This is a genomic window from Bacteroides sp. FSHCM14E1 (assembly GCF_019633785.1).
Taxonomy (GTDB): domain Bacteria; phylum Bacteroidota; class Bacteroidia; order Bacteroidales; family Bacteroidaceae; genus Bacteroides; species Bacteroides hominis.
In genome coordinates, this window is record NZ_JADKYL010000004.1 from 201,686 (window position 1) to 215,813 (window position 14,128).

General features: G+C 54.3%; 10 protein-coding genes and 1 pseudogene. 6 read left to right on the plus strand and 5 right to left on the minus strand.

Features of this window, described 5'->3' with window-relative positions; translation table 11 throughout:
- Positions 1-162 precede the first annotated feature (162 nt).
- The 4 genes and pseudogenes from ISX59_RS08515 to ISX59_RS08525 form a co-directional block, all read right to left on the minus strand.
- Positions 163-1,113 carry an Rpn family recombination-promoting nuclease/putative transposase gene (locus ISX59_RS08515; RefSeq protein WP_220575839.1) on the minus strand — a complete coding sequence of 317 codons (951 nt, stop codon included), beginning with the start codon at positions 1,111-1,113 and terminating at the stop codon, positions 163-165.
- Positions 1,114-1,521: 408 nt separating this feature from the next.
- On the minus strand, positions 1,522-2,205 hold the full coding sequence (locus ISX59_RS08520; protein ID WP_255580160.1) for a hypothetical protein: 684 nt from the start codon (positions 2,203-2,205) through the stop codon (positions 1,522-1,524).
- A gap of 72 nt (positions 2,206-2,277) precedes the next feature.
- Positions 2,278-2,499, minus strand: a pseudogene (locus tag ISX59_RS21225) (Lin1244/Lin1753 domain-containing protein); the annotation flags it as partial.
- Between the two features lie 115 nt (positions 2,500-2,614).
- Entirely contained in the window at positions 2,615-2,929 is a 315-nt protein-coding gene (locus tag ISX59_RS08525) for a hypothetical protein (protein WP_234059284.1), read from the minus strand.
- A 338-nt stretch (positions 2,930-3,267) separates the two neighbouring features.
- Between ISX59_RS08525 and ISX59_RS08530 the strand changes: the two genes are divergently transcribed.
- From ISX59_RS08530 to ISX59_RS08540, 3 genes are read left to right on the plus strand one after another with little or no spacing between them, the layout of a single operon-like run.
- A complete protein-coding gene (locus ISX59_RS08530; RefSeq protein WP_044301008.1) occupies positions 3,268-3,939 on the plus strand; it encodes a hypothetical protein in 672 nt (223 codons plus the stop codon).
- 2 nt (positions 3,940-3,941) lie between these two features.
- Entirely contained in the window at positions 3,942-5,213 is a 1,272-nt protein-coding gene (locus tag ISX59_RS08535; RefSeq protein WP_052510111.1) for a DUF3575 domain-containing protein, read from the plus strand.
- On the plus strand, positions 5,210-6,226 hold the full coding sequence (locus ISX59_RS08540) for a FimB/Mfa2 family fimbrial subunit (protein ID WP_220575817.1): 1,017 nt from the start codon (positions 5,210-5,212) through the stop codon (positions 6,224-6,226). Before ISX59_RS08535 ends, ISX59_RS08540 begins: the two co-directional genes overlap by 4 nt.
- Positions 6,227-6,365: 139 nt before the next feature.
- Here ISX59_RS08540 and ISX59_RS08545 read toward each other — a convergent pair whose 3' ends face one another.
- Complete coding sequence (locus ISX59_RS08545; protein WP_137572281.1) at positions 6,366-6,632, minus strand: hypothetical protein; 267 nt, start codon at positions 6,630-6,632, stop codon at positions 6,366-6,368.
- Positions 6,633-7,479: 847 nt separating this feature from the next.
- On the opposite strand from ISX59_RS08545, the gene ISX59_RS08550 reads away from it, so the two are divergent.
- The 3 genes from ISX59_RS08550 to ISX59_RS08560 all read left to right on the plus strand — a co-directional run bounded on the left by ISX59_RS08550 (position 7,480) and on the right by ISX59_RS08560 (position 14,084).
- The gene (locus ISX59_RS08550; RefSeq protein ID WP_137572282.1) at positions 7,480-8,808 is read left to right on the plus strand and encodes a hypothetical protein; all 1,329 of its coding nucleotides are present in this window, start codon (positions 7,480-7,482) and stop codon (positions 8,806-8,808) included.
- A 133-nt stretch (positions 8,809-8,941) separates the two neighbouring features.
- Positions 8,942-11,593: a hypothetical protein gene (locus tag ISX59_RS08555; protein ID WP_137572283.1), complete on the plus strand. Its 2,652-nt coding sequence runs from the start codon at positions 8,942-8,944 to the stop codon at positions 11,591-11,593.
- A gap of 130 nt (positions 11,594-11,723) precedes the next feature.
- Complete coding sequence (locus ISX59_RS08560) at positions 11,724-14,084, plus strand: hypothetical protein (protein ID WP_044301017.1); 2,361 nt, start codon at positions 11,724-11,726, stop codon at positions 14,082-14,084.
- Positions 14,085-14,128: the final 44 nt, after the last annotated feature.

Below are 14,128 nucleotides of genomic sequence, written 5' to 3' on the forward strand. Positions count from 1 at the left end.
ACCACAGAGGACACAGAGGGCACAGAGAGATTAATTGGCTGCGCTCTGTAGTAAGTTTTCAGACAAAAGAACAGAAGAACAAACAAATAAAGGATAATTTGCTCTTTTGTTCTTTTGTCTAAAAAAACTCTGTGTCCTCTGTGTCCTCTGTGGTGAGTATCCTTAAGATAGCTTTTCTATTTCTTCAATGGGCAGACCCGTTATTTGGTGAATGGTTTCGGGCGGGAGGTTCAGTGATTTCATCTTTCGGGCGTTTTCTCTTTTCTCTTCGATCCGTCCTTTCTCAAATCCTTCCTGTCTGCCTTCTGCCAGCCCTTCTTGTCTGCCTTCCGCCAGCCCTTCCTGTCTGCCTTCTTGTCTGCCTTCTTGTCTGCCTTCCAGTGCGGCTGTACTCAGCACGTCATTTTGTATCATGACAGCATTGATATGCTCGTCATACGCCAATCGTTCTTTTTTATCCATGTTGTAATAAATCAGTTTCCGGCGTGCCTCTTCCAGTCCGGGTGCTTTTGTATCCGGGCGGATGATACCGGTTTTGAGATATTCAATCCATTCTTCGAGGGGAGTGACGGCTACTTTATTGAATTCGTTCACCCGGATCAGGAAGTATTCGGGGAAGATTTCGGCAGGCAGTTTCCGTATGATGGCGTTCTTCTCTTTAGTGGTCACTTCAAGGAAGTCGCCTGTATGTACCCCCACGAAAGTGTTCTGCCCGTGATACAGGTAGTCGTTTCCCCGTCCGATGTCGAAATAGAGTATGCTGACGGAGTACACCTTCTTCACCTCCGAGTAGAGTTCTCCCAGTTCGATATGCTCTGTGATGGCCTTTGCCACTCCGAAGAGGATTCGCTCCAGATAATAGATTTCTCGGGTGTTCTGCACCTCTACGATGATGATTTCGTCTTTGCTGTTCCGGGCCTTGATGTCCACGCGGTTGAATTTCTCGTTTTCGCGCTGTTGGTTTCCTTCACTTTCCAGTATCTCTACGATGCGTATCGGTTCGTTCAGCAGCACTGTGAGGAAACCCTCCAGCACGCCGAAGTTGGCTTTATTGCGCAACAGCCGTTTCACCGCCCAGTCAAATCGGATATATCTGTCTGTATAATCCATTATCGTACCTCCTCTTTGTATTCATATCCCGCAAATATAGCTTTTAAAAGGGATGATTCCAAATTAGAGCCTGTTTAATTTACCACAAAGTCTCACACAGAGATTAATTGGCTGCGCCCTGTCTGTTTTCAGACAAAAGAACACATAAAGAATCTTTTGTTCTTTTGTTCATCTGTCTAAAAAACTCTGTGATACTTTGTGGTGAGTTTTCAGACAAAAGAACAAAAGAACAGATGAACACATAAAGAATAATTTGTTCTTTTGTTTATCTGTCTAAAAAAACTCCGTGTCCTCTGTGTCCTCTGTGGTGAATGTCCGTTTCCGATAAGTCAAAGAGCGATATTGGTTTTCTTTATGTTTCCTGCCGGCAGAGACCGTTCTCCCTGCCACCATTAGTCTCCGGTGGTGCCGTCATTCCGTCCACTTCCCCGACTCGGAGCTCCACACGGCGTTCTCCGACGGGCGGGGCGGTGCTTCGTCCGGGATGTGCTCTCCGCAATAAGAGCGGGCTCCTGTCAGCGGGTCGTGCTGCTCAAAGCGGTAAGCGTCTGCTCGGCGTTCCGTTGCTTCCAGGCGGTTCAGCACAGTGTCCAGCGCCTGCCGGGTGGCAGAGCCGCGACGGATGAAGTTGCTGAAGTAACTTTTGGCATCGGCTATGGAGAAGAGGGTTTGCTCTTTGCCATACGTCACGATATGTTGCTTGAAGAATGTCCGGATGTGTGGCAGCAGCTCCATGAAGCGGAAGCCCATGCCTGAGTGCATGGCCTGCACCTCCAGCCACGACTGTTCGCCGAAAGCACTCTCCACGTATGTTTCCCATCTTTGCGGCGAGGGCTGTCGGGGCGGTTCCGTTATTGGGACGGAAGGAGGCTCGGGGGCAGCCCTGATTATCTCTTCTTCTTCTTTTTCTTTTAATATATTCTTTTTCTTACACCGTGTTGCGGTGAAACGCCCGTTGGCAGCACGTTTCACGGTGACTTTCACCCCACCCGCGGTGGTGGCTCCGGCAACCGCAGTCCCGGTTGCAGCGGATTCTTGACGGTCCGTCCCGGTTGAAATGCGGTTCCGGACGGGGGTATCCGGTTCGGTGTTCATCTCTTCGTCGAGATAGATGCTTGAGAAGCTGCGCCCGCTTTCGTCTTCCGCGTAGAGGCGGAACAGGCGGAAGTCGCACACTATCTTTTGCAGCTTTTCCAGGGATACATTCCAGCGGCGTGCCAGTGCAGGCAGTGAAGCAAAGGCGCAGCGATACCCCTCGTGTTGTCGTAACTCGGCCAGCAGGACGGTATAGATGCCTATGCCTTCTATGCCGTTCTGTTCGCATAGGGCGATCACCCGGTCGTCGGACATCATGCTGACGCGATAGCGGAAAAATAATTCGTATTTCATAATAGTGCAAGTTAAATGATTTGATTCTGTGCAGAGTGCTTTCTTTCAAACCTATTCTGCAGCAGCAAAGGTAGGGCTTCGGGTGCGTATTTCCATATAATCCTCCGGAGGCGTTCTACGCCTTCTGGAGTGTTTCTTCATTGTTTTTCTCTTTCATCTCGTTCCAGAGCTTAAATAGCTCTCTTTCAATGTATTCCTCCGATACGGACTGTTGAGGACGGTAGATGCTCCGGAAGTCATAGGCACGGCATAGCTGGTGTGTCAGATGGGGGATGAACGGCTTGTCCGGATCGAAGGTATCGAGGCTGACCGCATTCCGGAGAGCAAACGTAAGTAACTGATTTCTTTCTCTTTGTATGACAATGCGATCCTCTTTCGTAGAGTAAATCTTGTTACATACTTCCAGAATCTCTTCCGGGTCTTCAAACACTAATTTCAGGCTTCCTTCGTTGATTTCAGCCTCACATTTAAAAAAAATTCTTTCTTCATAATTTTATTATTATTTACAATAAGTAAGGCTGCAAAATTAAGGTATATTAGTGAAAAACGAACAGATTAAGAGGAATGATAACATTGCTTAACAATTTTGAAAACTTCATATACATTATTATATATCATTGATTATAAGTGTAGTATTGAAGTATTTGTGTTTCAAAAAACGTACGTCTTTTGGCACAAAAGTAATGTCTTCTTTTTGTTTATCCAAATAATTTATAAATAATATTTTTTGAAAAATATATTTTATTCTGTCAAAAGCCGTGTTGGTGGGTGTTTTCGCTTGTTTGGAACTTCTGCTCAATGGCCGATGGACTTGAAAAGCTGATACAGAGAGATACAGGCGAAAAGACGAAAAACAGTGTTTCAAAAGACGTACGTTTTTTGAAACACAAACGAAACGGTATGAATTATAGTTTTGAGACTAAGTGGATTGAATATCAAGATGTTAAATCCGATTTTCGATTCTGTGAATACACTTGTCCTGCACAAAACTGCATGGAAGAGAACTCAGGTGAACAGTTCCTCCTGCTTTTTTTGCAGCGGGGAGTGGCAGTGGTATCTTTTCCGGATAGCGGCATGGAGACGGAAATCAGATCCAAACAAATGGTATTCATTCCTTCGTATACCCGTTGGTTGGTTTCTGCCCAAGAGTGCTGTTATTTTCTTTGTGTCAGTTTCCGGCATTTGCGTCATGCTCCTTTCCGTCCTTTTTTACAAGCACTTGAAATGGTGGCCGATCAGATAACCTATCGGTTTGGAGTTTTGCGTATGTGCCCTGCAGTGTGTGAACTGGTGACCGATTTACGCCGGCAACTTTGCACCGGCAGTTCCGATTGGCCCTTTGACCCTTTCGATATGTTTCTCGCAGTGTATGTGCACTATCCTTTCGAAGACTTGGCACGTTTTCATTATCCCTATCTGAAAAATCTGAAAAACGAGTGAATATGAACCGGATACTTATCTCTATTCTTATGTTGGCAATCGGGGTGTTACCCTTTCGGGCCCAGCAACGGTTGGCGTTGAAGGTGAACTTGCTGCATGCGGCTACCACCACGCCTAACCTCGGAGTGGAGTATGCCTTTTCGCCTCGTATGAGTGCGGAGATCTGGGGCGCCTACAATCTGATTGATTTCCGGGGAGACTTCAGTTTGAGGCATTATCTGGCTGAAGTGGAGACGCGTTATTGGTTCGATCGTCCGTTTAGCCGACACTTTGTGGGGGCACATGCTTTGGCGGGGCGGTTCGATGTGGGCGGCATCCCTTTTATACATGCGCTGAAAAACCATCATTATCGGGGTACTGTCTATGGAGGCGGGCTCACTTATGGATATTATCACCGACTGGCGGGACGTTGGGGGATAGAGGCGTCGCTCGGTGTGGGATATGCCCTTCTGAAGTACGATCGTTATCGTTGCCGGGGATGCGCTGTGATGGAAGCGCGTTTTAAGCGACATTATTGGGGACCTACCCGTGCGGCGGTTTCCCTGGTTTATCGTCTGGGATGCCCGCCTGCCGCTACGGCTCCGTCCGATGCACGTACTGCCTACGAAATATCGCTCCGCGACCGGCGCGAAGCGGATAGTCTCCGCCTGGTGCTGAGTCGGATAGAAGAACAGAACGAACGTTATCGCCGGGCATTGGACAGCCTGCACGCCGGACGCGATACACTCACGGCATCGGGCAACCTGCGGTTAGAGTCGGGGCGGGGCGTGATGTATATCCAATACCCGGTCAATGTGACCCGGGTGTTGCCTGCTTTCTCCACTAACCGGAGGGAGCTGGCGCGCATCGACAGTCTGCTGCGTCCTCTGCTGGCGGATACTACAGTGACGGTGCGCTCCATCCGGCTCACCGGCTATGCTTCGCCCGAGGGACGTTATGATCATAACGTGAATTTGGCTAACCGCCGCATTGTGGGTGTGATGGAATATCTGAGCGAGGTATATGATTTGCCTAATCATTCGGTATTCAATCTGAAAGCGGTTGCCGAGGATTGGGAAGGGCTTGAAGAGATGGTGATCCGCCGAAATCCGTCGTGGGCGGCGGATGCCTTGCGTATCATCCGTGAAGTGCCTCTTTTTGACGGACGTGAGCTGCGGCTGATGGAGATAGGACACGGTGATCCTTACCGGACGATGTTGAAGGATTGGTTCCCCGGACTGAGGCGCACTGAGTTTGTGGTGGAATGGGAAAGAAAAAAAAGTGAGCAACCTTGAAAACAACGACAGACATATTTGCAACTTTAAGCGCTTCTCCTTCCGCTTTCCTGCGGCGGAAGGAGGTGTGGAGGCATTGGAAGTGGCCGGCTTTTGTATACCTCCTCTTCTTGGCTTCATGTACCCTGGAGTATGAAATGCGGACATGTCCCTACAATGTGCTGATACATTATGTGACTTCCGACGGGCGCGGCTTTGCTACGGGAGATTATCCGGTGGAGGACTTCCGCCAGTTTGTTTATACCGAGGACAGTGTGCTGGTGGGAGAGTTTCCGGGTGATTCGTGCGAGGCGGGGGTGGGCATGCTTACACTGCCGCCCGGCACCTACCGGCTGGTGGTGTGGGGCAATGCGCCCGGCGGAAGTTGCCGTATGGAGGAGATAAATCCGCACGGTAGCCGTATGGAGGACGGCAGGCTGCATGCCTTGTCCTATGGTGGCAAAGAGGCTTCGGCGGAGTATGCCAACGTAGGCAGGCTTTATTATGGAACCGCTACATTCAAGGTATCCAAATATGGAGTGAACGAGTTGACCGTGGGGCTGATGCATGCCCACGCCCGGCTTAACCTGACAGTGGAGTGGAAAGACGACATCCCTGCGGAGGTACGTTCGGCCCGGTCGCCGGTGATGCGCCTGCGCGGATTGCATACCGCCTACCACTTCTGCGGCGGCGAAACCTGGGGAGATTATACCTTCCCGAAGCAGGATACCGGTGTACCTCTGTCGGCCTATCGGGCTGCTGCCGTCATCGAGTCCGGTTTTCAGGTCAAGGCATCCTTTGTCACCCTCCGCCTCACCGACAGGAGCCGTCTCGTACTGGAGCTCACCGAACAAGGAGAAGGGTTGATGAAAGAGATAGACCTCAGCCGCTATTTCGATGTAATGGGCATCGGGCTGAGCCGGAACATTTGTCAGGAGTTCGATCTCACGGTACGGATCGGCAAAGACCAGACGCTGATTATGCAGACCCACCCCTCCGGATGGCAGGAGGGAGGAAGCATAGGGGCCAATTAGACGGAATGGAAATGAAAAACTAAAATAGAAATGAATACAACTCACCACAGAGGACACAGAGGGCACAGAGTTTTAATCTCTTGTTTATATGGATGTTTAAGAGAAATATATCCTCTGTGTCCTCTGTGGTGAATAATACTCAAAACCAGATGAAAATGAATACGAAACGATCTTTACTAACATCCCTCTGCTGTTTTCTGCTTGCCGCCTGTACGGTAGAGGTGGAGCAGGGGGGAGCGTCCGGGAGCGGACAGATAACGTTGCGCCCCGGAGAGATGGAAGCCAGTATCCGGCTCTCCGGCCTGGGTGGAGGTGGCGGAGTGCCCGTCAGCCGGGCGGCTACGGATGCGGTGGTGCTGCCGGGCGAAAACGAGGTGAAAGAATTGCTGGTGTATTGCTTTGTCAATATCCAGCGGGACGGGACGGTATTCTCCGAAGAGGAGCCGACAATGCTGGATTCTTTTGAGGCATCGACCCTGGAGCGTGTCTACCACTATAAGGAGGGAGCGGCGGACAATGACCTGTTGCTGACCTCCGACGGGGATGGCTACCGGGTCACGTTTGGCGTGCCCAGGGACGAATACTGCCGTTACTTCAAGCTGGTGGCGAATGGGGGCGGTGTGCCTGCCGATGTGGTGGCGGTCTCCATTAAGGACAGCGGCACGGGCGCGCTTGCCGACCGCAGCGCGGCCACCCGTTTCGTGAGTGTGGGTTGCCCGCAGTTCTTCCCGGCCGGAGGGCGGGGTGGGACCCCGCTTAGCCTGACCCCCATCGCCTGCCCCCTCTGCATGATGGGAACCGGATACTGGCGGCAGGAACTGACGGGAGGAAGCTATCAGGAGAAAAACTGTTTTACCGCCGAAAAGCTGGCGCAAGGCGTCCGGGTGGATCTCGCCCGGCAGGCGGCGCGCTTTGACATTGACAATCCCGCCGCCTCCGGTTTCGAGCTCCGCTCGGTCAAGGTCAGCGATATCGGCGAGTGGAAATTCAACGAGGAAGGGAGAGAACAGATTTCCACCCGCGGATACTATCCTGATCTCCCTGTGGAGAACGCCGAATTTCTCCCGGCGGTGTTCTATCTGCCCCAGCTTCAATATTGGGGCGGAACAGGCAATGACGGCGGCACGCTCAGGATCGAACTGGCGGGCGTGCTCTACGGGGTGGAGACGACGCTGGTCATTACCGACGGCCGAAGTTGGTTCAAGCCCAACACCCGCTACCTGATAACCATTAAGAATTCCGCCGGAAACGCGGTGGCGTCTCTCCGTGCCGTGCCCTGGCTTGATGATGGGAGCGGCATCGAGGGCGATGTTTTCGGGAAACTGAACGCCGGGGTGACGGTGGCGCTGAATGCCGATATGCCCGAGGCCGGCAGCATAGCGGAAATAGATGCCGACAACCGGGTGATCCATTTTTCCCGGCTTTCGGGCAGCCGCGGAAGGGCAGCGACAGACCTTTTGCCCCTGATCACCTTTACCGGAGCTGCCGGAGACGCGAACCCTATCGGCGTGATCATGCCGGCGGATGCCCCCCTGTTTTCGATGGGAACGGCAAGTACCGCTACAGGCACCTACGTCGTGCCGTTGAGGCTGGCCAAGTCGGATGCCGCTTCGGGAAAGCAGTTGATGGAAAGTTTCCGGGCTCCCGAAACCTATAAGATCAGCCTCGTGACTCACCGTACGGACGCCGCTACCGGGGCGAAAACCCAGCAGGTGGACGAATATACCCTGAAGGTGGACTATCTGCTGCCATCCCTGCTGAATACTGTTTTGGGCGATGCTGCGGGGGCTGCGCAATACTTTCCGCCTGTCACCATCACTCCGCCCGACGACACGTGGCGGGTGGACGAGGTGAATCATAAAATCACTCTTCCCGTCTTTCCCTATTCGGGAAGCATGCCTTTCGTGCTGGAAGATGCGGGATTCGCGTCCGGCTGGACAGAACAGGCCGGATGGCTGGAGTGGCAGAGGAAGATAATGATGGGTGGGGGTCAGAGTCAGAACTTCCTCCTGATGTCCGACAATTTCCACAGCTCCGTGCCCCGCACCGGGAGCCTGACACTCCGGTGCTGGAACAGTGCTACCAACCGGTTGGAGACTACCGTCTATACCCTGGAGCAGGAGGCGGGAGGGGGAGATGTGACGAAACTTACCTCTGCCGGTTATGAAGTGGATTGTTCCCAGACGGCGAATAGCGGAACGGTCACCGGTATCTCCTGCTCCGGAAATACGCTGAGCATTGCCGATAATGGAGGGGTGGCTAATCCTGATGGGTATTGCGTAAGTATCCGCAGCAAAGACCGGTACCCCATCCTGGTGGAGATTGTGCAGGGGGCCGCGTGGATGAAGTTGGTACCTTGTTCGCGAAGGATGGGCGGAACGTCTGGTGGCGATGCTAATGATGCCGATGCCGGTCACTACATGATGGGACTGTATATAGATGCCAACAGCGCGTCCTCAGCCCGCACCGGACGGATCAACATCAGCTACCACGACGGGAGCGGCGGACTGAAAACCGAAACGCTCACCGTCAGCCAGGGGAAGAACAGCGGGGCCGTCGGTACTTGGAGCGGCTTTTCTTAATGATAATAGAAATGAATCAGGTTCACCACAGAGGACACAGAGAATATATTTCTCTTAAATATCCTAATAAACAAGAGATTAAAACTCTGTGTTCTCTGTGTCCTCTGTGGTGAACATCAAAAACATACATATTATGAAACAAACTACGATGGCTCTTTTGGCAGGTATCTGCCTGCTGCTGTCCGGGTGCACTGCCGATGGCATACCCGGATCGGAAATCAACGGGGATGTCCGCCTGCGTCCCGGAGAGCAGGCGGTGATGTTCAGCCTCGACGGAATTAGCTCCGGCGAAGGCGTGCCTGTCAGCCGTACGGAGGCGGATGCGGGAGAGACGATCGCCGGAGAGAACGAGATACAGACGTTGCGGATATACAGTTTTGTCAATACTTCGGGCAGCGAGTCCGATGCTTCGTCGCTCACTTTGGAGCGGATTTACAGTTATGAGCAGGGCGGAGCCGCCAATGACTTTACGCTCAGCCCCCAGGCGGGTGGCTATAGGTTTGGTATCGGGGTGCCCGAGGATGCCTACGAGCGACGCTTCCTGATGTTGGCGAACACATCCGCGCTGGCGGGCGTCACCGCGGTGGCTGCTACGGAGGGCGACCGTTCAGCGGCTACCCCATTGAGCGGGGTCCTGACACAGCAGACCACCACCGCCGGGACGTCCGCCGCGCTGGCGGCTCCTTTCCCGATGTCGAGCAACGTGCCCAAACCGGTGCTGATGAACGACGGAACCTATCGGTATGATGACGGGGCAACCTTCACCACGGCCGACCTTGCCCGGGGGCTGAAGGTGAAACTCAGGCGGCGGGTGGCACGCATCGACATCAGTAACCCGTTTGTCAGCCAGTTTGTCCTGAGCGGGCTGAGCTATACCCGGCAGGACAAGGCAGACTTGTTCGACGGAGCAGCGGGAGGTACGTCAACCACTGTCGCCATTGAGTTGCCACTGACGGATGCCGAATGGCTGCCCGCGGCGGTATACAGTTTTCCGGGAGCCTTCACTCTCACCTTGAAGGGGACTTATCTGGGCGCGGAGACCACCGTGTCCATCCCTGCCGCTGTGCTGGAGGCAAATTCCCGTTACGTGGTGCGCGTCAAAAGTGCCGAAAACAATGTGGCCGCCACCCTTGAGGTGTTGCCTTGGGACGAGGGGGCGGATATCGATGCCGAGGTGACGGCAACGACCTACAATACCGCAGTGGCCTCTGTTACGGGGCAGTTGACAACTTCGGGTGGCTACTCCGCTTCCTGCTTCGGACTGATAGAGTTGCAGAAGCGGATAGTCCGTGTGGCGCAAAATTCGTATACCTGCGTTGCCGCGAGTGGAGGATTGGAAACCGCGAGGGCGCTGCCCGATGCCGATTTGGCTGCGGAAGAGTGGGTGGTGAAGGAGTTCGTGTCTGCGGGTTCCGGCGGTACGTACCAGATCAAAAGTTATCCCTTCGTCCGCTTTACCGGCGCGTCGGGCAATTCCGCTCCGATAGGTGTCATCCTGTCGGCACCGTTACAGGGTCGCGTCAAGGTGGTGCACAGTCAAAAGACCGATGATAATACCGCTGAAGTGAGGCTTTACCTGATACCCACCGAGGAAGAGATGACAGACGTGATAGAAACGGGAAGCGGCTTTTTGAATACTGTCTTTATGCGGCAGAGAACAGTTCCTTCGGCTCCTGCCACCGTCACCTTGGTGGTGCAGGATGGTGTTACCGGTGCTTTGCGCTACGAAGACTGGAGGGTGGTGGAAGACTGTTTCGACTATGAGTTGGCTGGAATGGGCAAGATATGTACGTCCATACCCGGGGAGTGGCCCGCGGACGTAAGATTGCGCAACACCTCTTCGTGGCTATCCCGGCCTTGGACACTGGACGAAGCCACTCCCATCCTGCTCTCCCCGTATGTGGGAGAGGTCAGCCTGTGCCTCGATCCCGAAAAGGCCCAGAGTGGTGGAGTGCTGACAAGAGCGGCGATAGAAGTGGATTTGAGCTCCCGGACAGACGGATCGGCGTATATCGAAGCGCAAGGCGAGCCATGGGCGGCGGTCTGCATGGAGGATGTGCTGGACATCAGCGGGCAGAGCCAGAGCGTCCTCGCAGGACGCGCCCGGATACCTTCGCAGCGGATACTGACCACGGTGCAGGACAACATGACCGGTGCCGAACGCCGGGCTACGCTTGTGGTGCGTCGTAATACGTATTCCGGATCCTCCGACAGTGGCGGCGGAGGTGGAGTTTTAAACTCTCGCGCGGCAACCGTTGCCGACCCGACCGTGCTGGATGGCACGCAATTGGAAGAGCGGCGCTACACGTTGGTGCAACCCCCGGTGTCTGCCGCGGTGTACGCGCAGATGGCGTCGTCGGCCGGGCTCCGGTTGGGAAACGGCTATCCGGTGGACGAACTCTATATGGATGGAAATACCATCTACGTAGGCAAGAAAAATACGAAGAGGGCCATACTCAATCCCTGCTGCGTGGTCAGCGAAGGCAGGAAGCCGGTGCGGATCATCATCCCCGTGGGATGTAACTGGTTGTACGAGAGCCTTGTGTATGGAAGCCAGAGCAGTCAGGGCATTTTAACGAGGGGACGGATTGAGAGAGATGATCCCCCTTCCGGCTTTGTCCGCCAGTTGCGGCTGCTTCCCAACGAGATGAATGGGGATCGCAGTGTTAGCTTCAGTGTGCAGACTTATGAAGGAGGAGCAATCCGGACATCGACTTATACGCTGGTGCAACGCCCCACATACCAGGCGGATTCTTCGGGAGGCGAAAGCGCGCTTTCTCGGTAACGGAATAGAAATGAATCAGGTTCACCACAGAGGACACAGAGGGCACAGAGCTTTAATCTCTTGTTTATATGGATGTTTAAGAGAAAGATATTCTCTGTGCCCTCTGTGGTGAATAATACTCAAAACAATTATGAAACAGACTATACCTATTATTTTTCTCACCGCTTTGCTCACCCTGGGCGGTTCCGCCTGTTCCGACGTATCGGAGCAGGATGGTTTCCCCCCGGTCTCCCCGGCGGACGGTGAGCGGATCGTGAATCTTTCGCTTACCGGGCTGGCAGGTGGAGGAGCCGTGCCTACCCGTGCGGGTAACGAAAGCCTGACACTGGAGGGAGAGTGTGAGGTGAGGTTGCTCACCGTCTATTGCTTTGTGAGCTGGGACGGAACTACGGAGCAGACAGATGTGACGAACTTCAAGCACGAACGGACGTACCACTATGAGGCGGGCGGAACAGACAATGACTTCCTGTTGCTGCCCGATGCCGACGGATATCATGCCGGTATCGGGGTGCCTGAAGGGGACGCGCACCAACGGGCCTTCCTGGTGTGTGCCAACCGCGGGATAGCCAACCCGCCTGGGGATTGGGCAAACCTGACTTATGGCACTGCAATCAGCACCTTCAAGTGGATACCCGATCGGGAATCGGGCGGGACGGCGTATCTGCCTCCGGCATGTCCGCTGCTGCCCATGAGCGCGAAAGTGACCCACCGGGTGATCAGTTCCGACGGGGTGATAAGCGATGATCCCGTTTTCAGCCCACAGCAACTCGATCGGGGGCTCTCGGTGCGGCTGGTGCGCGGGGTGAGTCGCATCGATATTGTGAATCCCGACATTACGGGATACCGGGTGGAGGGGATACAGGTGAAAGCTGCGGCGGAAATGGCTCTTTTCGCTGAACCGGCGGGCGCTGCTGCAACGGAATATAAGGCCGTTCCGCTATCCGTCACTGCCGCACAGACTGCCGGAGCCTGTTACCTTTTTCCGCTCAAAGCAGATATGGAGGTGGAGATCGGCCTCACCGGGAAGTTGATGAACAACGAACTGCCGCTGACGGCACGGGGCATCATGAAGCCCAATACCCGTTACTTGCTGCGGGTGCGGAACGACGATGCCAACCTGGGGGTAAGCCTCGAGGTGGCGGACTGGGACGAAGGGAACGGAATAGATACCGGCGACCTTTCGGACAGGCTCAACGCCGGATGTACAGTGGAGGTGGCACCGTCGGCAACGGGTGTGACGGTGGCAGGTACCACTATCACACTGAGGGACGGTATTCTGAGGGAAGCGAATCCTGCCATTGTCACCCTGACCGGAGCCTCGGGAGATACGAAACCGATCGGGATTCAAATTCCCGAGGGATGTGACTGGCTGGTGGCCGGGACGGGACAGGTAACCGGCAACCCTTCATCGGAAACGTTTCAGACTACTTTAGAGATGAAGCAACCTGCCGTAACCCGTACGGTTAGAGCCGGAATAGGCGGAGGTTCTTTTGTTACCGTCGGCAACGATTATCCGTTGCGTGTGCCTGTCAGCTTTGTGTACGAAAAAGACGGGAAGACCTGCTTTGTGGAGTATACGGTCTGTCTGGAACCGGCAGCGGCGTCCAGTCCTGCGTTGGCTTCGGTGGAGATCCGGGGAGTGGGGTTGATGAAAGATCTGTGTCGTGTCGATCCGGACGCGCGGGTCATCCGTTTTCCGGCGTTTGGAGGTGCTGCGTTCCGGGTGATCGGGCACGAGGTGGTTACGAGAGCGGTAGTCGGGGGCGGCGGTTCTTATCTGGAATTTTTTGCCCGGGAAGATTATGACTGGGTGAAGAAGGTATCGGTGCCATCACCCGGTGCGGTTAGCTTATACTTCCGGGTGGATGAAAACAGGACCGGACACCCTCGTGAAGCCACCTTCCGGATGCGCTATCGGGATGCGAACAACGGTGACGCACCGGTGGAGGCCGATTGGCTTGTGGTGCAGGAAGCCGATCCGGACCCGGCACAGATGGCCGATGACGTGGAGGTGAGACTCCCGCTGCGCGAAGCCGGCGAACTCCGGATGGAGGGAAGTGAAATCCGGGTTGCCATGCGTGATCCGATTCGTGTGGGAGATGATGGATTCAATGAGGTAAAATTCTATGAAGCGTACATCCGGACCCTTCGGGAGAGTGGGCCTGCCGCAGCCGGAAAGCAATTAAAGGCCATTGTGAACAGGATTGAGTTGACTGTCACCGAGGGTGGGGTGAATGATAATCCCTTCTGCGTAGGCTTGCTCTATCCGGCGTTGTCCGCACCGGTGAAGGTGACTGTCGATGCGTCCTGGCTGCATGCCGGTTACGAAGTGACCGCTCCTTGCATCAGCCTGAAGGCGGATTTGTATGTGCCTGTGACGGTAGAGGAGATAGGCAACCTGCCTCCCCGCACGGCGACGGTCAGCGTGGAGCTGCGCAATGGTGAAACACGCAAGCTGACTGTGAGGCAAGAACCCCACGGCGTAAAATGATTCTTTTACAACAGATAGTATTAACACACTAAAAAACGAACGTG